19 protein-coding genes are annotated in these 20,797 nt (G+C 71.1%); 10 read left to right on the top strand and 9 right to left on the bottom strand.

Annotated features, from left to right (window positions below; translation table 11 throughout):
* Nucleotides 1-9: 9 nt before the first annotated feature.
* Nucleotides 10-579, bottom strand: a complete 570-nt coding sequence (locus tag MCHUDSM44219_RS16575) for a carboxymuconolactone decarboxylase family protein (RefSeq protein ID WP_048419353.1) — start codon at nucleotides 577-579, stop codon at nucleotides 10-12.
* 42 nt (nucleotides 580-621) lie between these two features.
* A complete protein-coding gene (locus MCHUDSM44219_RS16570; RefSeq protein ID WP_048419352.1) occupies nucleotides 622-1,263 on the bottom strand; it encodes a TetR/AcrR family transcriptional regulator in 642 nt (213 codons plus the stop codon).
* A 60-nt stretch (nucleotides 1,264-1,323) separates the two neighbouring features.
* Here MCHUDSM44219_RS16570 and MCHUDSM44219_RS16565 point away from each other — a divergent pair, with 60 nt between their 5' ends.
* The 7 genes from MCHUDSM44219_RS16565 (at nucleotide 1,324) to MCHUDSM44219_RS16535 (ending at nucleotide 11,224) form a co-directional block, all read left to right on the top strand.
* On the top strand, nucleotides 1,324-2,622 hold the full coding sequence (locus MCHUDSM44219_RS16565; RefSeq protein WP_048419453.1) for a glycosyltransferase: 1,299 nt from the start codon (nucleotides 1,324-1,326) through the stop codon (nucleotides 2,620-2,622).
* Nucleotides 2,623-2,747: 125 nt separating this feature from the next.
* Nucleotides 2,748-4,961: an MMPL family transporter gene (locus MCHUDSM44219_RS16560; RefSeq protein WP_048419452.1), complete on the top strand. Its 2,214-nt coding sequence runs from the start codon at nucleotides 2,748-2,750 to the stop codon at nucleotides 4,959-4,961.
* A 180-nt stretch (nucleotides 4,962-5,141) separates the two neighbouring features.
* On the top strand, nucleotides 5,142-6,227 hold the full coding sequence (locus tag MCHUDSM44219_RS16555) for a polyprenyl synthetase family protein (RefSeq protein ID WP_048419351.1): 1,086 nt from the start codon (nucleotides 5,142-5,144) through the stop codon (nucleotides 6,225-6,227).
* Complete coding sequence (gene crtI / locus MCHUDSM44219_RS16550; RefSeq protein WP_048419451.1) at nucleotides 6,227-7,735, top strand: phytoene desaturase family protein; 1,509 nt, start codon at nucleotides 6,227-6,229, stop codon at nucleotides 7,733-7,735. Before MCHUDSM44219_RS16555 ends, crtI begins: the two co-directional genes overlap by 1 nt.
* On the top strand, nucleotides 7,732-8,679 hold the full coding sequence (locus tag MCHUDSM44219_RS16545) for a phytoene/squalene synthase family protein (protein ID WP_048419350.1): 948 nt from the start codon (nucleotides 7,732-7,734) through the stop codon (nucleotides 8,677-8,679). The genes crtI and MCHUDSM44219_RS16545 overlap by 4 nt, the downstream gene beginning before the upstream one ends.
* A 14-nt stretch (nucleotides 8,680-8,693) precedes the next feature.
* The gene (locus MCHUDSM44219_RS16540) at nucleotides 8,694-10,217 is read left to right on the top strand and encodes an FAD-dependent oxidoreductase (RefSeq protein WP_048419349.1); all 1,524 of its coding nucleotides are present in this window, start codon (nucleotides 8,694-8,696) and stop codon (nucleotides 10,215-10,217) included.
* Nucleotides 10,214-11,224, top strand: a complete 1,011-nt coding sequence (locus MCHUDSM44219_RS16535; RefSeq protein ID WP_048419348.1) for a DUF5914 domain-containing protein — start codon at nucleotides 10,214-10,216, stop codon at nucleotides 11,222-11,224. Before MCHUDSM44219_RS16540 ends, MCHUDSM44219_RS16535 begins: the two co-directional genes overlap by 4 nt.
* Here MCHUDSM44219_RS16535 and idi read toward each other — a convergent pair.
* Nucleotides 11,221-11,766: an isopentenyl-diphosphate Delta-isomerase gene (idi, locus tag MCHUDSM44219_RS16530; protein WP_048419347.1), complete on the bottom strand. Its 546-nt coding sequence runs from the start codon at nucleotides 11,764-11,766 to the stop codon at nucleotides 11,221-11,223. The two genes, MCHUDSM44219_RS16535 and idi, sit on opposite strands and share 4 nt — an antisense overlap.
* A 41-nt stretch (nucleotides 11,767-11,807) precedes the next feature.
* Between idi and MCHUDSM44219_RS16525 the strand changes: the two genes are divergently transcribed.
* Nucleotides 11,808-13,031: a glycosyltransferase gene (locus MCHUDSM44219_RS16525; RefSeq protein ID WP_048419346.1), complete on the top strand. Its 1,224-nt coding sequence runs from the start codon at nucleotides 11,808-11,810 to the stop codon at nucleotides 13,029-13,031.
* Between the two features lie 93 nt (nucleotides 13,032-13,124).
* On the opposite strand, the gene MCHUDSM44219_RS16520 is transcribed toward MCHUDSM44219_RS16525, so the two are convergent.
* Genes MCHUDSM44219_RS16520 through MCHUDSM44219_RS16510 form a run of 3 tightly spaced genes read right to left on the bottom strand, consistent with a single transcriptional unit; the run spans nucleotide 13,125 to nucleotide 15,696 of the window.
* The gene (locus MCHUDSM44219_RS16520; RefSeq protein ID WP_236695490.1) at nucleotides 13,125-14,357 is read right to left on the bottom strand and encodes an NRAMP family divalent metal transporter; all 1,233 of its coding nucleotides are present in this window, start codon (nucleotides 14,355-14,357) and stop codon (nucleotides 13,125-13,127) included.
* Nucleotides 14,354-15,172 carry a magnesium transporter MgtE N-terminal domain-containing protein gene (locus MCHUDSM44219_RS16515; RefSeq protein WP_048419344.1) on the bottom strand — a complete coding sequence of 273 codons (819 nt, stop codon included), beginning with the start codon at nucleotides 15,170-15,172 and terminating at the stop codon, nucleotides 14,354-14,356. Before MCHUDSM44219_RS16515 ends, MCHUDSM44219_RS16520 begins: the two co-directional genes overlap by 4 nt.
* A gap of 17 nt (nucleotides 15,173-15,189) precedes the next feature.
* The gene (locus MCHUDSM44219_RS16510) at nucleotides 15,190-15,696 is read right to left on the bottom strand and encodes a CGNR zinc finger domain-containing protein (RefSeq protein WP_048419343.1); all 507 of its coding nucleotides are present in this window, start codon (nucleotides 15,694-15,696) and stop codon (nucleotides 15,190-15,192) included.
* A gap of 85 nt (nucleotides 15,697-15,781) precedes the next feature.
* Here MCHUDSM44219_RS16510 and MCHUDSM44219_RS16505 point away from each other — a divergent pair, with 85 nt between their 5' ends.
* Together MCHUDSM44219_RS16505 and MCHUDSM44219_RS16500 are read left to right on the top strand one after the other, a co-directional pair.
* On the top strand, nucleotides 15,782-16,642 hold the full coding sequence (locus MCHUDSM44219_RS16505) for an alpha/beta fold hydrolase (protein WP_048419342.1): 861 nt from the start codon (nucleotides 15,782-15,784) through the stop codon (nucleotides 16,640-16,642).
* 28 nt (nucleotides 16,643-16,670) lie between these two features.
* Nucleotides 16,671-17,762 carry an AI-2E family transporter gene (locus MCHUDSM44219_RS16500; protein WP_048419341.1) on the top strand — a complete coding sequence of 364 codons (1,092 nt, stop codon included), beginning with the start codon at nucleotides 16,671-16,673 and terminating at the stop codon, nucleotides 17,760-17,762.
* 49 nt (nucleotides 17,763-17,811) lie between these two features.
* Here MCHUDSM44219_RS16500 and MCHUDSM44219_RS16495 read toward each other — a convergent pair whose 3' ends face one another.
* Genes MCHUDSM44219_RS16495 through MCHUDSM44219_RS16485 form a run of 3 tightly spaced genes read right to left on the bottom strand, consistent with a single transcriptional unit; the run spans nucleotide 17,812 to nucleotide 20,778 of the window.
* Nucleotides 17,812-18,582, bottom strand: a complete 771-nt coding sequence (locus tag MCHUDSM44219_RS16495; RefSeq protein ID WP_048419340.1) for a succinate dehydrogenase iron-sulfur subunit — start codon at nucleotides 18,580-18,582, stop codon at nucleotides 17,812-17,814.
* A complete protein-coding gene (sdhA, locus tag MCHUDSM44219_RS16490) occupies nucleotides 18,582-20,336 on the bottom strand; it encodes a succinate dehydrogenase flavoprotein subunit (RefSeq protein WP_048419450.1) in 1,755 nt (584 codons plus the stop codon). Before sdhA ends, MCHUDSM44219_RS16495 begins: the two co-directional genes overlap by 1 nt.
* 22 nt (nucleotides 20,337-20,358) lie before the next feature.
* Entirely contained in the window at nucleotides 20,359-20,778 is a 420-nt protein-coding gene (locus MCHUDSM44219_RS16485) for a succinate dehydrogenase hydrophobic membrane anchor subunit (RefSeq protein ID WP_048419449.1), read from the bottom strand.
* Between the last annotated feature and the right edge of the window lie 19 nt (nucleotides 20,779-20,797).

Genomic DNA, 20,797 nt, shown 5'->3' with positions numbered 1-20,797 from the left:
CCTGGGGCGTCACCGCCACGGGACCCGGCACGCACCACCGGAGGCGAAGCCCTGTTCGCTGATGCCGAGCGCGGAGTTCATCCGGGCCCGCATGTTCTCGACGCCGACCTGGTAGGTCAGCTCGATGACACCCTTGTCCCCGAAGCGGCGGCGCAGGTCGGCCACCTGCTCATCGGTGATGGTGTGCGGGTCGGTGGTCATCGCCGCGGCATAGCCGATCGCCGCCCGTTCGTCGTCGGAGTAGAGCGGTGAGGTCGCGTAGTCGTCGATGTCGGTGAGCCGCGACAGGTCCAGGCCCTCGAGGCGCATCAGCATGGCTCCGAAGTCCACGCACCACGAGCAGCCGATCTTGCGCGCGGTCCAGTACACGGCCAGTTCGCGCACGTCGGCCGGCAGTGTCGTCGAGGCCCGCTCGAGCATGCCCTCGTGGGCGGCGGCCGTCATCAGCAGGCCGCCGTGGTGGGCGTAGACGGCGAACGGTTCCGGGACCTCGCCGAAGCGGCGGCGGGCGTAGCGCCACATCAGTCGGGTCAACAGGGAGGCACGCTGGACGGGGACGGGTTCGATACGTGTGGTCATACCGGGGAGACGACGCAGCACCGCACTGTGTGACAGCCGGGGTCACCGCGCGCAGACCGTCTCCCGCAGCATCCGGCGCAGCCACTCCCGGAATGCCTCGACGCTGTGCCCGTCGTGATGGGTGAACCGCAGGAACGTCTCGACGCCGGCCAGCACCACCGCTGTCTCGACGACCTCGTCGTAGGCCACGTCGGTGCGCACCCAGCCGCGGTCGCGGAACACGTCGACGACCCGACGGAGCTGCCGGCCGACCCCGGCGGTCAGGTCGGACAGGTATCGGTCCAGGACGGGGTCGGCGCCCGCCCCGGCGGCGAGGGCCCGGTACAGCGTGGCCGTGCGTTCGTGGATGTCGGTCTGCACCGCGACGACCAAGTCGACGGCCTCGGAGACGTCCTCGATGGTCAGCAGAGCGCGGCCGGGGTCGAGGTCGAGGATGTTCTGGTCGCCGGTGACACCGAACGCCACATCCTCGATCGCGGCGACCATCAGTGCGGCCTTGGGTCCGAGGCCCTGCACGGTCTCGGCCGAGACACCGGCTGCCGCAGCGATTTTCGCCATGGTGGTGCGGGCGTAGCCGTCGGCGGCGAACAACTCGGCTGCGGCCTGAAGCACCCGCTGGCGGGTGGCGAGGGCCTGCTGCTCGCGCAGCTCCGATCGGTAGGCGCGCGAGCCCCGAGAGGGCATTGACTTGGGTGGCACAGTAATGAATACTACACGACAGTAGTGGACGGCCGGGAGGGTGTCATGGCGTCGATCATCATCGGGAGCGTGCCCGTCCACGGGCATGTGACCCCACTCCTTGCCGTGGCCGCCCACCTGGTGGCGCGCGGCGACGACGTCCGGTTCGTCACCGGTTCCCGCTTCGCGGACAAGGTCGCCGCGACGGGCGCGCGGTTCGTGCCGTTGCCTCCGGAGGCGGACTACGACGACCGCGACCTCACGCGCAGTTTCCCGCAGCGCGCCCGGCTCAAGGGCGCCCGCGCGATCGCCTTCGACATCGAGCACGTCTTCGCGCGGCCGGCGCGCGAACAGTACGGCGCGCTCGTGGCGGCGCTCGCCGAGCGGCCGGCCGACGCCGTGCTGGTCGAGCCGGCGTTCGTCGGCGCCGCGTTTCTCCTGCACCGTCCGCGCCCCGAGCGGCCCGCCGTGGTCGTGTGCGGCGTTCTCCCGCTCTGCGTCGAGAGCCGCGACACCGCACCGTTCGGCATGGGGCTCGCGCCCGCGCGCATCCTCAACCGTCCCCGCAACGCGGTACTGGCGGGGGTGAACCGCCGGGTGCTGCGGCGGCCGTACGCCGTGATCGACGCCCTCCACCGCGACCTGCACGGCGTCGACATGCCGGGCACGATGATCGACTGGGGGCGGCGCGCCGACGCGCTGGTCCAGTTCACCGTGCCGGGGTTCGAATACCCCCGGTCGGATGCGCCCGAGGCGCTGCACTTCGCCGGACCGTTGTCGGCGACCGGATCGCAGGCGCCGCTGCCGCAATGGTGGTCCGAACTGGACGGCAGCCGCCCGGTCGTGCACGTCACGCAGGGCACCCTCGCCAACCTCGACTACGAGCAACTGATCGCGCCGACGCTGCGTGCCCTCGCCGACGAGGACGTCCTGGTGGCGGTCACCACCGGTGGCCGGCCGCTCGACACGCTGCCCGACCTGCCGGCCAACGCGCGCGCCGCAATTTACCTTCCCTACGACGAATTACTGCCGCGCACCTCGGTTTTCGTGACCAACGGCGGATACGGCGGCGTGCAGTACGCACTACGCTTCGGTGTGCCCATCGTCGCGACCGGCGGCAAGGAGGACAAGCCCGAGGTGGGCGCGCGGGTCGCGTGGTCGGGCGTCGGACGGCGGATCCGCAGCGAACACCCGTCGGCGCGCGTGCTGCGCCGCGAGATCCTCGCGGTGCTGCACGACGGTCGGTACCGGCAGGCCTCAGCGCGGCTGGCCGCTCAGATGGCCGCCGCACCCGGGTTCACCGGCCTGGCCGATGTCATCGACGGGCTGACCGAGCGTAAGACGCGCACCTGCGCCAACCCGTGACGCATCGCTGACATATTGACGCCGCCGCTACCGCCGCGCGGGGCGGGTGACGCAGGCTGCTCGGCACCATGGCCATCCCGACCCGCCCCGATGGTCTGCGCGGCCGCCACCGCAAGCGGATCACCGTGCTGCACCGCGTCGCGCTCACCGCCATCGCCGCGCCGCGGCGAATCCTCGCGCTCGCCGCCCTGGCCCTCGTCGCGGGCGCGGTGTTCGGCGTGCCGGCCGCATCGAGCCTGTCCGCCGGGGGTTTTCAGGATCCGGCCGCCGAATCCGCCCGTGCGACAACCACACTGATGGAGACGTTCGGCCGAGGCGGGATGCAGCTGGTGTTCGGCGTCACCGATTCCGCGGGCGTGGACAGCCCCGACGCCCGCGCGGCCGGGGAGGACATCGTCGCGCTGCTGCGGACCGCCCCCGAAGTCGTCGGGGTGGTGTCGGCGTGGACGGCGCCTCCGGGTACGCCGGGGCTCACGGGCGCCGACGGCCGCTCGGGCCTGGTGGTGGCGGAGCTGGCCGGCGGCGAGGACGACGCACCCCGGGTGGCTGAACGGCTCGCCGACCAGGTGGCCGCGGACATCGCGCCCCGGCACGGCGGGGTGAGCGTGCTGGCCGGCGGCTCGGCGATGGTGTACGCCCAGATCAACAGTCAGACCCTGCGCGACGTGGTGCTGATGGAGTCGATCGCGATCCCGCTGACCTTCCTGGTCCTGGTGTGGGTGTTCCGCGGGTTGCCGGCCGCGGCGCTCCCGGTGGCCGTCGGCGCGCTGGCGATCGTCGGGTCGCTGTCGGTGCTGCGGCTGGTGGCGATGGTGACCCCCGCCTCGATCTTCGCGCTGAACCTCACCACAGCGCTGGGCCTGGCGCTGGCCGTCGACTACACGCTGCTGATCGTCAGCCGCTTCCGCGACGAGATGGCCGACGGCGCCGACCGGGAGCAGGCGCTGATCACCACGATGGTCACCGCGGGCCGGACCGTGCTGTTCTCCGCGCTGACGGTGGCGCTGTCGATGGCCGCGATGGCGCTGTTCCCCATGTACTTCCTCACCTCCTTCGCCTACGCCGGGGTGGCGACGGTGGCGCTGTGTGCGCTCGCGGCGATCGTCGTGACGCCGTCGGCCATCATGGCGCTGGGCCCCCGGCTCGACGCATTCGATCTGCACCGCCTCCTCGGTCCGCCGCGTGCCCAGCCGCGCCCGACCGACCAGATGTTCTGGTACCGCACCACCCGGTTCGTCATCCGGCGGGCGCTGCCCATCGGGGCCGCCACCACGGTGCTGCTCCTCGCTCTGGGGGCGCCCTTCCTGAAGGTGGCGTGGGGTCTGCCCGACGACCGTGTGCTGCCGACGTCGGCGTCGTCGCGTCAGGTCGGTGACCTGATGCGGGCCCAGTTCCCCGGGAACTCGGAGGCCGCGGTGACCGTGGTGCTGCCCGACGCCCACGGGTTGACGCCCAGTGCCTTCACCGATTACGCCCGGTCGGCGTCGCTGCTGCCGGGAGTCCCGGCGGTCGACTCGCCGGCGGGCACGTTCGTCGAGGGCACCCGGGTCGGGCCGCCGGCCACCGGTTCCGGCCTGGACCGGGGTGTCGCGTTCCTCACCGTCGCCAGCAGCACCCCGCTGTTCACCCCGGAATCCGACGCGCAGCTGGACCGCCTCCGTGCCCTGCCCGGACCCGGCGGCCGCACGGTCGAGCTGACCGGGATCGCGGCGATCAACGCCGACACCCTCACCGCCATCACCGCCCGGCTGCCCGCGGTGCTGGGCATCGTCGCCGTCGTGACGTTCGTACTGCTGTTCCTGCTGACCGGCAGCGTGGTGCTGCCGCTGAAGGCGCTGATCCTCAACACGCTCTCGCTGACCGCGGCGTTCGGCGCGTTGGTCTGGATCTTCCAGGACGGCAATCTCGGCGCCCTGGGCACAACCCCCACCGGGACGCTGGTGGCCAATATGCCCGTCCTGCTGTTCTGTATCGCCTTCGGGTTGTCGATGGACTACGAGGTGTTCCTCCTCGCCCGCATCCGCGAACTGTGGTTGGCCAGCGGGCGCACCCGCGCCGACAACGACGAGAGCGTCGCCGTCGGTCTGGCGCGCACCGGGCGGGTGGTGACGGCCGCGGCGCTGATCATGGCGATCTCGTTCGGTGCGCTGGTCGCCGCCCAGGTTTCCTTCATGCGGATGTTCGGACTCGGTCTCACGCTGGCGGTGCTGATCGACGCCACGGTGGTGCGAATGGTGCTGCTGCCCGCGATGATGCATCTGATGGGACGGTGGAACTGGTGGGCGCCCGCGCCGCTGGCGAGGCTGCACGAACGCATCAGACCGTCACATGCGAGGTGAAACCGCGCCCCGGACGTGCTTGGCTGTGAAGTACTGACAGCCCGGGGGGAAATTTTCGGGTCCGACCAATCCGGGATCGGGGTCGCAACGAATCGATGATGCCGCGGCGGTCGAGCCGGACGCACCACCAGGAGGAGTGTGAGCTTGAGGGACGGCGAATGGGCGGGAACACACCTGGTCATGTCGGGTGCGAGAGTCCCGACGGCGACCAGCCTGGGTGCCTGGCGCGACGACCTGCGCGCGGGCGTGCGCAACTACCTGGCGGACTTCGTGCGCAGCGAGTGCCTCGGCAGACTCGCGGCCGCCAATGTCGACGTCGCCGGTGACCTGCTGTCGGGGTTCCTCGACGGCGGCAAGTACGTGCGGTCGACGTTCATGTACGTCGGCTGGCTGTGCGGGGCCGACGAGAACGCCGCGGCGTTGCGGGCGTCGGCCAGCCTGGAGCTGCTGCACGCGTTCGCGCTGATCCAGGACGATGTCATGGACGGCTCGCCGCTGCGCCGCGCCCGGCCGTCGGCGCACGTCTCGTTCGGCCGGTGGCACCGCGACCGCGGGCTGGCCGGCTCGGCCGACCGGTTCGGGGAGTCCGCGGCGATCCTGCTCGGCGACCTGTGCCTGGTGTGGGCCGAGCAGATGCTGCGTCGCAGCGGCGTCGGCCAGCACGCCCTGGCCCGGGTGTGGCCCCGCTACGACGACATGCGCACCGAGCTGGCCATCGGCCAGTTCTCCGATCTGGTCAACAGTTCCCACACCCTGCCCACTCTCGAGGAGGTTCTCGACGTGCTTCGTCGAAAATCCGGTAACTACACCGTGCGTCGGCCGCTGGAGATCGGAGCGGCGATGGCCGGGTGCGACGATGCTGTCATCGACGCGCTGTCGGGCTACGGCGCCGCGATCGGGGAGGCGTTCCAGCTGCGCGACGACATCCTCGGCGTGTTCGGAACCCCGTCTCTGACAGGTAAATCCGCGGGCACCGACATGGAGGAGCGCAAAGCCACCAGCGTGATCGTCGCCGCCTACGAGCTGGCCGACGGACCGCTGCGCGACCAGCTCTTCGACCTGATGAACCGTCCGCACATCGACTCCGACGCCGCGGATCACTGGCGCAACCTGATCGTGGCCAGCGGTGCGGTGCAGTGGATCGAGCAGCTCATCGCCGAGCGGCACACCCGCGCCCTGAATTTCCTCGACGGGGTCGCGATCCCCGATTTCGCCCGTGCGGCGCTGGCCGACATGGCGGTCGCGTGCACGCAGAGGGCCGCCTGATGCGCACCGTCACCGGGCGGACGGACCGGGTCGTCGTCGTCGGGGCGGGTCTGTCGGGTCTCGCGGCAGCGTTGCACCTGGCCGGCCGCGGCCGCGAGGTCACCGTCCTCGAGCGCGGCGCGCACCCGGGCGGGCGGGTCGGCCGCGAGGACATCGGCGGCTACCGGATCGACACCGGGCCCACAGTGCTGACGATGCCCGACATCATGGACGACGCGTTCGCCGCCGTCGGCGACTCGCTGGCGGCGCGGCTGCCGTTGGAACGGGTCGATCCTGCCTACGAGGCCCGCTTCGCCGACGGGAGCTCGGTCGTCGTGCACACCGACGCGGCCGCGATGGCCACCGAGGTGGAGCGCTTCGCCGGCCGGGACCAGGCCGACGGCTACCTGCGGCTGCGCGAATGGCTGACCAAGCTGTACCTCACCGAGTTCGACGGGTTCATCGGCGCGAACTTCGACTCGCCGCTGTCGCTGGTGACCCCGCAGCTGGCCCGGCTCGCCGCGCTCGGCGGGTTCCGTGGCTGGGAGCGCATGGTGCGCCGCTACATCACCGACGAGCGGCTGCTGCGGGTGTTCACGTTCCAGGCGCTCTACGCCGGCGTGCCGCCGCAGAGCGCACTGGCCGCCTACGCGGTGATCGCGTACATGGACACCGTCGCCGGCGTGTACTTCCCCCAGGGCGGTGTGCGGGCGATGCCCGACGCGATGGCGGCCTCGGCCGCCGATGCCGGCGTCGAATTCATCTATAACGCAACGGTTTCCGAGCTGGAGTTCAGCGGCTCCCGGGTCACCGGGGTGCGCACCGCCGACGGTGGGCGGGTGCCCGCCGACGCCGTCGTGCTGACCACCGAACTGCCCGACACGTACCGCCTGGTGCGCCGGACCCCGCGCCGGCCGCTGAAGCTGCGGGCGGCGCCGTCGGCGGTGGTGGCGCACGTCGGCTGCGAAGCGGTCGGTGAGGCCGCCGGCCACCACACGATCCTGTTCGGCGACGCCTGGCATCAGACGTTCCGCGACATCATCGACGACGGCCGCACCATGCGGGACCCCTCGCTGCTGGTGACCCGCCCCACCGCAAGCGACCCGTCGCTGGCGCCGGCCGGACGCGACCTGCTCTACGTGCTCGCACCCGCGCCCAACACCGACGTCGGGGTGGTCGACTGGGACACCGCCGGCCCGGCCTACGTCCAGCAGATGCTCGATGACGTGCGCAAACGCGCGCCGGGTGTCGGGGAGGACGCGGAGGTGCTGCACGTCGTGACCCCCGCCGACTGGGCTCGGCAGGGCATGGCGGCGGGCAGTCCGTTCGCGCTGGCGCACACGTTCTCCCAGACCGGCCCGTTCCGGCCGGCCAACACCGTCCGCGGGGTCGACAACGTCGTGCTCGCGGGCTCCTCGACCGTCCCCGGTGTCGGCGTGCCGACCGCGATCCTGTCCGGGCGGCTCGCCGCGGACCGCATCACCGGGGTGCACGCCAGCCAGCCCACCTCGGAGGTCAACCGCTCATGATCCATACCGAGCTCGACGCCGCCGGTGTCCGGGACCCGTCGCTGCGGGAGGCCTACCGGCAGTGCCGCGCGCTGAACGCCCGTTACGGCAAGACGTTCTTCCTCGCCACCCGGCTGCTGGCGCCGCGGCAGCGGCCCGCCGTGCACGCGCTGTACGGCTTCGCCCGCTTCGCCGACGACATCCTCGACGACCTCGACGACCCGCGCACCGTCGACCAGCGCGCCGACCAACTGCAGCAGCTGTCCACCCGGCTGTTCAACGCGCTGGTCGAGAAGCAGCCCTGCGGGGACGATCCGGTGCTGACCGCCGTGGTGCACACCGCGCGCAAGTACGACATCGGCTGGGATCTGTTCGACGACTTCCTCGCGTCGATGCGGATGGATCTGACGGTGACCGACTACCCCGACCGGGCCACGCTGGAGAAGTACATGTACGGGTCGGCCGAGGTCATCGGGCTGCAGATGCTGCCGGTGCTGGGCACCGTCGTCCCGCGCGAGCAGGCCGCCCCGTACGCGGCGGCGCTGGGCACGGCGTTCCAGCTCACCAACTTCATCCGTGACGTCGACGAGGATCTGCATCGCGGCCGGGTGTACCTGCCCGCCGATGAGCTCGCCGCCCACGGCGTGGACCGGGAGCTGCTGCGCTGGTGCCAGGCCAACCGCCGCACCGATCAGCGGGTGCGGGCCGCGCTGGCCGAGCAGCACGCGCGCACCCGCGAGGTCTACGAGAAGGCCAAGCCCGGCATCGGGATGCTGGCGCCGGCGTCGCGGCCGTGCGTCGCGGCCGCCTCGACGCTGTACTCGGAGATCCTCGATCGCATCGAGGCCGTGGACTTCGAGATCTTCGGCCGGCGCGCCACCGTCGGCAAGCCCCGCCGCGCGGTGGTCGCGGCCGCCGGGCTCGGCAAGTCTTGGGCGGCGCGGATCCGCCACGGGAGCGTGTGACGGGTGGTCCACGCATGACCGATCCGCGCCGTCAGACGTGGCCCGGGCATCCGGGGCGCAGCGCGGTCAACGGGCACGGTGAACGGCCGCGCGTCGTCGTGGTCGGAGCCGGTATCGCCGGCCTGGCCGCCGCCACCGGCTTGGCCGAACGCGGCGTCGCCGTCGACGTCGTCGAGCAGTGCGACTATCTGGGCGGCCGGGTGGGCGGCTGGACCGAAACGCTGTCCGACGGCTCACAGACCGGGATGAACCGCGGCTTCCACGCCTTCTTCCGGCAGTACTACAACCTGCGCGCGCTGCTGCGGCGCGCGGATCCCGCCCTGGCTGCGCTGACGCCGGTCGAGGACTACCCGCTGATCGACGGCGCCGGGCGCAAGGACACGTTCCGCGGGCTGCCCCAGACGCCGCCGCTGAACGCGCTGGCGTTCGCGCTGCGCAGTCCCACCTTCCGGCTGCGCGACCTGATCCGTCTCGACGCGAAGGCGGCGGCGCCGCTGGCGACGGTGTCGGTGCCGGACACCTACCGGCTGCTCGACGACCGTGACGCCGCGAGGTTCCTGCGTGACATCAACTTCCCCGACGCCGCGCGACACCTGGCGTTCGAGGTGTTCGCGCGCAGCTTCTTCGCCCGGCCCGAGGCGCTGTCGGCCGGTGAGCTCGTCACGATGTTCCACATCTATTTCCTCGGTTCCAGCGAGGGCCTCATCTTCGACGTGGCGAACGCCAATTTCGATGTGGCGCTGTGGGATCCGCTGCGCGACTACCTCCAGGGCCGCGGGGTCACCTTCCACACCGGCGCGGCGGTGGACGCACTCGCCGACGACGGCGGGCTGGCGGTGACGACGGCGACGGACCGGCTGCCCGCCGACGGCGTGGTGCTGGCGACCGACGTCGCCGGGCTGCGGCGCGTCGTGGCGGCCTCGCCCTGGCTGGGGAACGCCCCATGGCGCGGCCGGGTCGCCGGGATGGGCACCGCGCCGCCGTTCGTGGTGCTGCGGCTGTGGCTGGACCGCCCCGTGCGGGCAGACCGAGCCGCGTTCGTCGGGACGGGCGGGCGGGAGCCGCTGGACAATGTCAGTGTGGTGGAACGGTATGAACGGGAGGCGGCGCAGTGGGCGGCCCGCACGGGCGGCTCGGTCGTCGAACTGCACGCCTACTCGGTGACCGACCCGCTCGACACGGTCCGGGACGGGCTGATCGCACGCATGCACGATCTCTACCCTGAAACGATGGATGCCTCCATCGTCGACGAGCGGCTGCTGCATCGCGGCGACTGCCCGCGGTTCGCGCCTGGCGACTTCGCCGACCGTCCCACCGTCCGCACGCCGGATCCGCGAATCATGTTGGCGGGTGACGGAATTCGCATCGATCTGCCCGTCGCGCTGATGGAACGCGCCGCGACGACGGGGTGGGCCGCGGCCAACGAGCTGCTGGGCCGCTTCGGGCTGGCCGGGCATCCGCTGCACACGGTGCCCAACCAGGGACGCTCGGCGCTGCTGCGGCGCCTGGCGACGACGGGCGGAGGTGCGGGCCGGTGAGCGAGCAGACGGGGTGGCGCGGCAGGCTGGCCGCGGCGTGGCCGTTCGAGGTGCTGCCGGCGATCGACTGGGCTGCGCAGACACCGACCTACGCCGACGCCAATCCCGCGTTGATCTCCGCGGCGCTGCGGCGCGCGCAGCGCAAACCGGGCGGCAACTGGTTCGCGTTCGCCGCGAGCTCGTCGGTCAGCGACTCGGCGCTGGGCACCACGGTGGCCGGACGGGAGCTGGTGGCGTGGCGGGGCGCCGACGGCGGACTGCTGGTCGCCCCGCGGGCCTGCCCGCACCTGGGCGCCGATCTGGCGACGGCTCCGGTGGAGTGCGGAACCCTGGTGTGCCCGTGGCACGGTCTGCGGCTGGCCGACCGCAGGCACGGGACGTGGAAGCCGTATCCGGCGCACGACGACGGGGTGCTGTGCTGGGTGCGCCTCGACGAGCACGCCGATCCCGCCGGCGTCGCCGCCGCCGACGCACCCCCGCCGATGCCGCGCCCCGGTGAACCCGCGATCTCGGCTGTCACCCGGCTCGAGGGCGTGTGCGAACCGGCCGATGTGGTCTCCAACCGGCTGGACCCGTGGCACGGCGCCTGGTTCCATCCGTACTCGTTCACGCAGCTCAAGGTGCTCAGCGCCCCGCCCGCCGACGACGACCTGCCCGACGCGCTGGACCGCTTCGTCGTCGACGTCACGTTCCGCATCGGCCGCCTCGGCGTCCCGGTGATCGCGGAGTTCACCACACCGGGTCCGCGCACCGTGTCGATGCGCATCATCGAGGGTGAGGGCCAGGGCAGTGTGGTGGAGACCCACGCCACCCCGCTCGGCCCCGGACCCGACGGCCGGCCCAGGACCGCGGTCGTCGAAGCGGTGATCGCCCACTCCGACCGCACCCACTTCGGCAAGGGGCTGGTGGCCGCACCGCTGATCCGGCCGTTGATGCGACGCGCTGCCACCAAGCTGTGGCGCGACGACCTGGCCTACGCCGAGCGGCTCTTCGAGCTGAGGAACTAGGTGCGTTGTCCGACGCCGGCCGCCTCGAGCAGCGGGATCTGTTCGACCGCCCAGGGGCTGATCGCCCACGGCAGGCGGGCCGCGCTGCAGGCCTGCTCCCACGGCACCCACTCGTAGTCCATGACCTCGGCCGGGTCGGCGCGCACCGGACCTTCGACGCGGCCGCGATACACCGGGCACAGTTCGTTCTCCACCACGCCGTCGGCGGCCACCGCGTAGTAGCGGAAATCGGGCAGCACGCACTCCAGGTCGGCGATGCCGACCCCGAGTTCCTCGCGCACGCGGCGCTGCACCGCGTCGGGCATCGACTCGTCCGGCGCGGGATGGCCGCAGCAGGAGTTCGTCCAGATGCCGGGGAACGTGCGTTTGTGCAGGGCCCGCCGGGTCAGCAGCACGTTGCCTGCCTGGTCGAACAGGTAGCAGGAGAACGCCAGGTGGAGCGGCGTGGACTCGTGGTGGACCCCGATCTTGTCGGCCGAGCCGATGGGTCGGCCTTCCTCGTCGACCAGGACGACCAGTTCAGCGGTGTTCGCAGACGCCATGACAGGCATTCGGCGCCGCACCCGGCGCGGATCGGTGCGCCGTGGCGGTAGTACTGGCCTACACCTCGCCCGCCCTGGGGCACCTGTTCCCGTTCTGTGCCCTGCTGACGGAGTTGGCGTCCCGCGGGCACCAGGTGCACCTCCGGACGCTGGCCGCGGGCGTCGACCTGGCCGGCGAGCTGGGGTTCACCGCCGCGCCGGTGCATCCGGGGATCGAGGCGCTGCAGAGCATCGACCCGTTCACCGATTCGATGATGCGGTCGGTCGCCAGCACCGTCGAGGTGCTGACCCGGCGCGCTGTGCTGGAGGTGGGGGATTTCCAGGCGGCGGTGCGTGACGTCGAGCCTGATGTGATGGTTCTCGACGCGAATTGCTGGGGCGCGATGGCGGCGGCCGAGGCGCAGACGCGGCCGTGGGTGGTGCTGTCCCCGTTCGTCCCGTATCTGCGATCGCCGGGGTCGCCGCCGTTCGGCGCGGGCGCGGCGCCGATGCGGGGCCCGGTGGGCCGGGTGCGGGACTGGGGCATCGGGCTGGTCACCGGGCCGCTGTTGGACCGGCCGCTCGCCCGGGGCATGCGTCCGGTCCGCGAGGCTCTGGGGCTGGCGCCGGTGCGCTCGGCAGACGACCTGTTGCGCCGGGCGCCCGGCCTGCTGGTGGCCACCGGCAAGCCGTTCGAGTACGAGCACACCAACTGGGGCGCCTCGGTGTCGATGATCGGCCCGGCGTCCTTCGATCCGTCGCTGCAGCGGCCGCCGTCCTGGCTCGACGACATCGATCAGCCGGTGGTGCTGGTGACGACGTCGTCGGTGCACCAGGCAGACGAGGCACTGATCCGCGCCACCATCGACGCACTCGACGGCCGGCCGGTGCACGTGGTCGCGACCAGCCCGGCCGGCGACACCGACGCGGTGCGGACCCGGCGCGGGGTCACGCTGGCGCGGTTCGTACCCCACTCCGCGGTGCTCGACCGTGCGGTGTGCGTGGTCACCCACGGCGGTATGGGCGTCACGCAGAAGGCGCTGGGTCGGGGGATCCCGGTCTGCGCCGTGCCTTTTGGCCGTGATCAGTTCGAGGTGGCGCGCAGGGTGCAGGTGGCGCGGTGCGGGACCCGGCTGCCGGCCCGCCGCCTCAGCGTCCCGCGACTGCGGAAGGCGATCGGCGCTGCGATGACGATGACGGCCGGTGCGCAGGCTGTCGCCGCCGGCTTCGCCGCCACAGGCGGCGTGCGCCGCGGTGCCGACATCGTGGTGTCCCACCTCGCCTGACCTTCCTTCGGCGAGCTGGGGGCACCTCACCTTCCCCGCGAGCGTGCGGGTCTGCGGGCGACACGCCGGGCCAACCCGCGATTTCGCGCACGCTCATCCCGCGAATGTGACGACCGCCAGTACCGCCACACAGACCAGCACCACCGCCGTCGTGATGCCATAGGCGATGGTGGCTGCGCGGCCGATTGTGAACTCGCCCATCAGGTCTCGATCGCGGCCGGTGCCGATCATCGCGATCAGCAGAGGGATCAACAGCACGGCGTTGAGCACCTGCGTGCCCACCAGGATCGTCACCAGCGGCGCGCCGGGGATGAGCACGGCGACTGCGCCCAGCGCGGTCACCAGACCGAAGGAGACGTAGAACGTGCGCGCCTCACTGATCGGATCGTCCAGCGCCGCTTCGACGCCGGCGTATTCGCACACCGAGTAGGCCGTCGAGAGCGGCAGCACGGAGGCGGCCAGCAGCGCCGCGCAGATCAGGCCGACGGCGAACAGCGTGGCCGCGGTGTCGCCGGCCAGCGGCTGCAGCGCGACCGCGGCGTCGGCGGCATCGGTGATCGAGCGGCCCTCGCGGTGCAGCGTCGCGGCGCACGCCACCACGACGAAGAACCCGATCACGCCGGTGAGCACCGCCCCGGTCACCACGTCGATGCGCTCGAGCGCCAGATCCTCGGTGCGCAGCTTCTTGTCGACCGCATAGGACTGGATGAACGACAACCCCCAGGGCGCCAGCGTCGTCCCGACGGTCGCGGTCACGATCGCGATCGTCGCGCCGTTCATCGGCATGCTCGGCACCACCAGACCCTTCGCGGCGGCGCCCCAGTCCGGCCGGGCCAGCACGCCCGAGGCGATGTAGGCGAGGAACACCGTCGACAACGCCAGCAGCACGTGCTCGACGCGGTGAAAACTGCCGCGCAGCACCAGCATCGACACGATCACCGCGGTGGCGGGCACGCTGATGTAGCGGCTGATCCCGAACAGTTCGAAACCGGCTGCGATACCGGCGAATTCGGCACACGTGGTGCCGATGTTGGCGATCACCAGGGCGATCAGCACCGTGCCGCCCACCCGCACGCCGTAGCGCTGACGCACCAGGCCGATCAGGCCCTGGCCGGTGACCACGCCCATCCGGGCCGCCAGCCCGTGGAACATCACCAGCGCGACGGTCGACAGCAGCAGTACCCACAGCAGCTGATAGCCGTGGTCGGCGCCGAGCACCGAGTACGTGGTGATGCCGGCCGGGTCGTCGTCGGACAGCCCGGCGAGCAGCCCCGGGCCGACGACGGCCATCAGCCCGCCGAGGGCCAGACCTCTGCGTCGGGTCACGCGCGGCGCGGCCAGACGTGCGAGCGCAGGAACCGCCGGGCGCGGGGGCGGGCGAGCCGGCGGCGCCAGTGGCGGGCGTGCTCGGCGGGCATGGCGGCGACGATCTGCGCGGCCGTGGTGTCGGGCAGCGCCCGCAGCACGCGCTCGCCGACGGCCGCGGGGCCGACGCGGACCACCTCGGCGGCCGCGGACGGATCCCGCGCCGTGAGCACCTCGGTGGCCGCATCGGTGTCCAGCCGGCTCACCAGTGTGGCGAGGGCGCGGGCGTCGAGGTGGTGCACCGCCGACCGCGGGGTTGCGAGTTGCACCGCGTGGCCGCGTTCGGAGGTCAGGTGCAGATCGCTCCAGGCGACGGCGTCCGGACCGGCGCGGGCGGCCAGCCGGCGCAGGCCGAGTCGTCGCAGCACGGCGCCGAACCCGACCTCCGCGCCGACGACCTCCACGTGCCCGTCCGGCGTGCGGGCGAGCACCACGTCGGCGACCCGGGCCAGTCGCTGTTCGCCGATGTCGACGATCTGGGTGTCGAGGACGTCGCGTCCCAGCAGGATCTCGTCGTCGTCGAGGGCGGCGGACACCGATCCGATCGCGTAGCCGGCCGGATCGGCGGCGACCGACAGCGCGCCCTGCTGCACCGCCGACACCGCTGACCACGGCACCAGCAGGTCCGGCGGGTGTGACGGCCGGATCAGCACGCGGTCGATCAGCGGCAGCGGGCTCGGATCGGCGAGGCTGACCGTCAGGTCGAGGACGCGGCCCACCGGTCGACCGTCGGGCCCGTGCACGGCGGTCCCGGTCAGCTCGCTCAGCAACAGCACCTGAGCAGCATGCAGGATCAGACCGCGTGGGTACGCCGGTAGTGACGACGTGCTTTCATCCGGTTGCCGCAGATCGCCATCGAACACCACCGGGCGGTGTTCGGCTTGCTGCGGTCGATCAGGAAGAGTCGGCACTCGTCGTTGGCGCAGGGCCGCAGCCGCCCGGGGCCGGCGATCCGCAGGCCGTCCCAGGCGAGGACGGCCCTGGCGGCGCCGGTGGCGTCGGTCAGCCGCCAGTCGATGCCGCCCTCGGTGGCGACGGGATGCAGGCGGACGCGGTCGAGGAAGGGCTGCAGCGCCGACGAGGTGCGGTCACCGCGGACGACGGCCTGCAGCTCCTGGCGGGCGGCGACCAGGTCGGCGAGTTCGTCGTCGGTGGCGGCGACGCCGTGGTCCGCCAACCACGCAGCCGCGGTGGCGAGGTCGGGGAGCAGGTCGGTGGCGGTGCCGTCGATGACCGGTGTGGTGTTGAGCAGGTCGAGCAGCAGTGCTTCGTCGCGCGCGGTCGTCGCGTACAGATCCATGACTAACCTCCAAACTCCTGTTGACAGGTTACACCGCAGCGGGGTTCACTGGAATAACCATCAAAAAGTCGAAAGGGAGTTAGTCATGGTCCACCATCGCTACGCCACCGTGGCCGGCCACGAGATCTTCTATCGCGAGGCGGGCCACCCGGACGCTCCGGTCATCGTGCTGCTGCACGGCTTTCCCACCAGCTCGTTCATGTTCCGCGACCTGATCCCGGAGCTGGCCGACCGCTATCGCGTCATCGCGCCCGACTACCTGGGGTTCGGGTACTCCGATGCGCCGCCGGCCGAGGAGTTCGACTACACCTTCGACGCCCTGGCCGACCTGACCGCCGGACTGCTCGCCCAACTCGGGGTGGCGACGTACGCGATGTACGTACAGGACTACGGCGCCCCGGTGGGGTGGCGGCTGGCGCTGCGCGATCCGCACGCCGTCACCGCGATCATCACCCAGAACGGCAACGGCTACGACGCGGGCTTCGTCCCCGAGGGCTGGGAGGCCGTCTGGAACTACCAGCGCGAGCAGACGCCGGAGACAGCCGGACTGCTGCGGCAGTTCCTGTCCTTCGAGGCCACCCGGATGCAGTACCTCGCGGGCGTGCCCGACCCGAGCGTCGTCAGTCCCGACACCTGGCACCACGACTACGCCCTGCTGTCGCGTCCCGGCAACGACGCGATCCAGCTCGCGCTGTTCCTGGACTACGCCAGCAATCCCCGGCTCTATCCCGTCCTGCACGACTACCTGCGCACGAGTTCGGTTCCGCTGCTGGCGGTCTGGGGTGACAAGGATCCCTTCTTCGGCCCGGACGGTGCCCGCGCGTTCGCCGAGGACGCCGTCGACCCGGAGATTCATCTCCGCGACGGCGGGCACTTCCTGCTCGAGAGCGACCTGCCCGAGGTGACGGAGCTGATCCGCGACTTCCTCGCCCGCCGTTGGCGGTGAAATCCGCGGCGTTGGGTAGAAAGGGCTGGTGCAGGACAACACCACGGACGTCACGCGTCGAGGGCCGGTCTACAGCGCGCACCTGAGGTCGGCGGCGACCGCGGCGGTGCAACTCGTCGCGGTGGCCGCGGCGCTGTGGGTGCTTTCGTGGGTGGTGGGCAAGACGTGGGTGATCCTGCTGCCGGTGGTGCTGGCGCTGATCGCGTGCACGGTGCTGTGGCCGCCCGTGCGCTGGCTGCGCGGCAGAGGCGTCCCGCCGGCGGTCGCGGTCCTGCTGGTGCTCGCCGCGGCGATCGTCGTCGTGGCGGGTGTCATCGCCGCGGTCGCGCCCGCGATCGTCGACCAGGCCGCCGAGCTCGCCGAGCAGGCCACCGCCGGCGTCGTGCAGGTGCGGGACTGGCTGGACGGGCCGCCGCTGAACATCAGTGACGCACAACTGAATTCGGCGGTCGACGCGATCAACGACACCCTGAACTCCAGCAGCGCCAAGATCGCCTCGGGACTGTTCACCGGCGTCGGCGCCGCGACGTCGGCGCTGGTCACCTTCTTCACCGCGGTGGTGGTGACGTTCTTCCTGCTCAAGGACGGGCCGGGCTTCCTCCCGTGGCTGCGCCGCACCGTAGGGCTGCCCGCGGCGCCGCACGTCGCGACGATACTCGAGCGGGTGTGGGCCACCCTGGGCGGGTTCATCCGGACGCAGGCCATCGTCAGCCTGATCGACGCGGTGCTGATCGGGATCGGGCTCGTGATCCTCGGTGTGCCGCTGGCCTACGCGCTGGCGATCCTGACGTTCATCGGCGGCTTCGTGCCGATCGTGGGCGCCTTCGTCGCCGGCGGGTTGGCGGTGCTCATCGCGCTGGTCGCCAACGGTCCGGTGAACGCGCTGATCGTGCTGGCGATCATCGTGGCGGTGCAGCAGCTCGAGGGCAACGTGCTGCAGCCGTGGCTGCAGGCGAAGTCGATGAAGCTGCACGCGGTGATCGTGCTGCTCGCGGTGACGCTGGGCGCCTCGACGTTCGGCGTGATCGGGGCGTTCCTCGCGGTACCGGTGGCCGCCGCCGTGGCGGTGATCCTGCGGTACTACGACGAACAGGTCGCAGAGCGCGCCGCGGAGTCGTGATTTCGGTGTCGTTCGTCAACGCAGGCGTGACGAACTACGCCGAAATCGCCTAGCGCGCGAACATCAACGCGCGCTTGACCTCTTGGATGGCCTTGGTCACCTCGATGCCGCGCGGGCAGGACTCGGTGCAGTTGAACGTGGTGCGGCAGCGCCACACCCCGTCGACGTCGTTGAGGATGTCGAGGCGCTCGGCGGCACCCTCGTCACGGCTGTCGAAGATGAACCGGTGCGCGTTGACGATCGCCGCCGGACCGAAGTAGGACCCCTCGCTCCAGTACACCGGGCAGCTGGTGGTGCAGCAGGCGCACAGGATGCACTTGGTGGTGTCGTCGTAGCGGGCGCGGTCGGTCTGGCTCTGGATGCGCTCGCGGGTGGGCTGATTACCCGACGTGATCAGGTACGGCTTGATCGCCCGGTAGGCGTCGAAGAACGGCTCCATGTCGACGACGAGGTCCTTCTCCACCGGCAGGCCGCGGATCGGCTCGATCGTGATGGTGAGCTGCTTGTTCGGGTTCTTCGGCAGCATGTCGCGCATCAGGACCTTGCACGCCAGCCGGTTGACGCCGTTGATGCGCATCGCATCCGACCCGCACACCCCGTGGGCGCACGACCGGCGGAACGTCAACGTGCCGTCGAGGTACCACTTCACGTAGTGCAGCAGGTTGAGCAGCCGGTCGCTCGGCAGGCACGGCACCCGGAAGCTCTGCCAGCCCGCGTCGTCGGGCGACTCGGGGTTGAACCGCGCGATCTTCAGGGTCACCATCACCGCGCCCTCGGGAACGGGCGGGGTGTCCTGCTTGTCGAGAACTGGTGCGCTCATCAGTACTTCCGTTCCATCGGCTCGTAGCGCGTCTGCACCACCGGCTTGTAGTCGAGCCGGATGTCGCTGAGCAGCTCCGTTCCTTCCTTGTACGCCATGGTGTGGCGCATGTAGTTGGTGTCGTCGCGATTGGGGTAGTCCTCGCGGGCGTGCCCGCCGCGCGACTCCTTGCGGTTGAGCGCACCCACGACCGTCACCTCGGCGAGCTCGAGCAGGAAGCCGAGCTCGATCGCCTCCAGCAGGTCGCTGTTGTAACGCTTGCCCTTGTCCTGCACCGTGATCCGCGCGTACCGCTCCTTGAGCGCGTGGATGTCGGTGAGCGCCTGCTTGAGCGTCTCCTCGGTGCGGAACACCGCGGCGTTGTTGTCCATCGACTGCTGCAGGGCACCGCGGATGTCGGCGACGCGCTCGTTGCCGTGCTCGGAGAGGATGTCGCCGACCCAGCCGACCACCATCTCGGCGGGCTTGTCCGGCATCTCGACGAAGTCGTGTCCGAGTGCGTAATTCGCGGCGGCGATGCCGGCGCGGCGGCCGAACACGTTGATGTCGAGCAGCGAGTTGGTGCCCAGTCGGTTGGCGCCGTGGACGGACACGCACGCGCACTCGCCGGCGGCGTAGAGGCCCGGCACGACGGTCGTGTTGTCCCGGAGCACCTGTCCGTTGACGGTGGTCGGGATGCCGCCCATCACGTAGTGGCACGTGGGGTAGACGGGCACCAGTTCCTTGACCGGGTCGACGCCCAGGTAGGTGCGGGCGAACTCGGTGATGTCGGGCAGCTTGGCCTCGAGCACGTCCTCGCCGAGGTGGCGCACGTCGATGTAGACGTAGTCCTTGTTCGGCCCGGCGCCGCGGCCTTCGAGCACCTCGAGCACCATCGAACGGGCCACGATGTCGCGGGGCGCGAGGTCGACGATCGTGGGCGCGTAGCGCTCCATGAACCGCTCGCCCTCGCCGTTGAGCAGGCGGCCGCCCTCGCCGCGCACGGCTTCGGAGATGAGGATGCCCAGGCCCGCCAGACCCGTCGGGTGGAACTGGTGGAACTCCATGTCCTCCAACGGAAGTCCCTTGCGGAAGACGATGCCCAGGCCGTCGCCGGTGAGCGTGTGCGCGTTCGACGTGGTCTTGTACATCCGGCCGGAGCCGCCGGTGGCGAACACGATCGCCTTGGCGTGGAAGACGTGGATGTCACCGGTGGCCAGTTCGTAGGCGATGACGCCGGTGGCCACCGGGCCCGACGGCGTCTCGGTCATCGCGATGTCGAGCGCGTAGAACTCGTTGAAGAACTCGACGTCGTGCTTGACGCAGTTCTGGTACAGCGTCTGCAGGATCATGTGGCCGGTGCGGTCGGCGGCGTAACACGCGCGCCGCACCGGGGCCTTGCCGTGGTCGCGGGTGTGCCCACCGAAGCGGCGCTGGTCGATGCGGCCCTCGGGGGTGCGGTTGAACGGCATCCCCATCTTCTCGAGGTCGAGCACCGCGTCGATGGCCTCCTTGGCCATGATCTCGACGGCGTCCTGGTCGGCCAGGTAGTCACCGCCCTTGACGGTGTCGAAGGTGTGCCACTCCCAGTTGTCCTCTTCGACGTTGGCCAGTGCGGCGCACATGCCGCCCTGCGCCGCGCCGGTGTGCGACCGGGTCGGGTACAGCTTGGTCAGCACCGCGGTGCGGACCCGCGGGCCGGCCTCCACGGCGGCGCGCATGCCGGCGCCGCCGGCGCCGACGATCACCACGTCATAGCGATGTTCGGTAATCACAGTCACTCCCTGCCGGACGAGATCACGAGATGGACGCGTCGAACGTCACCAGCACATAGGTGCCGAGCACCAGCGTGAAGACGAGCGACACTGCGAGAATCGTGTTGAGCCAGAACTTGGTGGAACCCTTGCGGCTGTAGTCGGCGATGATCGTGCGCATGCCGTTGCCGCCGTGCAATTGCGCCAGCCACAGCATCGCGAGATCCCAGGTCTGCCAGAACGGCGAGTCCCAGCGCTGCGCGACGTAGTTGAAGTCGATCCGGTAGACGCCGCCGTCCCACACCAGGCCGATGAACAGGTGGCCGAGCACCAGGAAGATCAGCACCAGTCCCGAGAAGCGCATGTACAGCCACGCGTACTTCTCGAAGTTGGGCATGCCGCTCCTGCGCCGGGGTGCACGCGGGTTGTCCAGGCTCGGGGGCCGGTCCTTGCTGCGCAGCATGACCGGAGCGTCGCCGCCC

Origin of the sequence: Mycolicibacterium chubuense (assembly GCF_001044255.1) — a bacterium.
GTDB lineage: Bacteria > Actinomycetota > Actinomycetes > Mycobacteriales > Mycobacteriaceae > Mycobacterium > Mycobacterium chubuense.
This window is presented reverse-complemented; position numbering and strand designations above follow the sequence as displayed.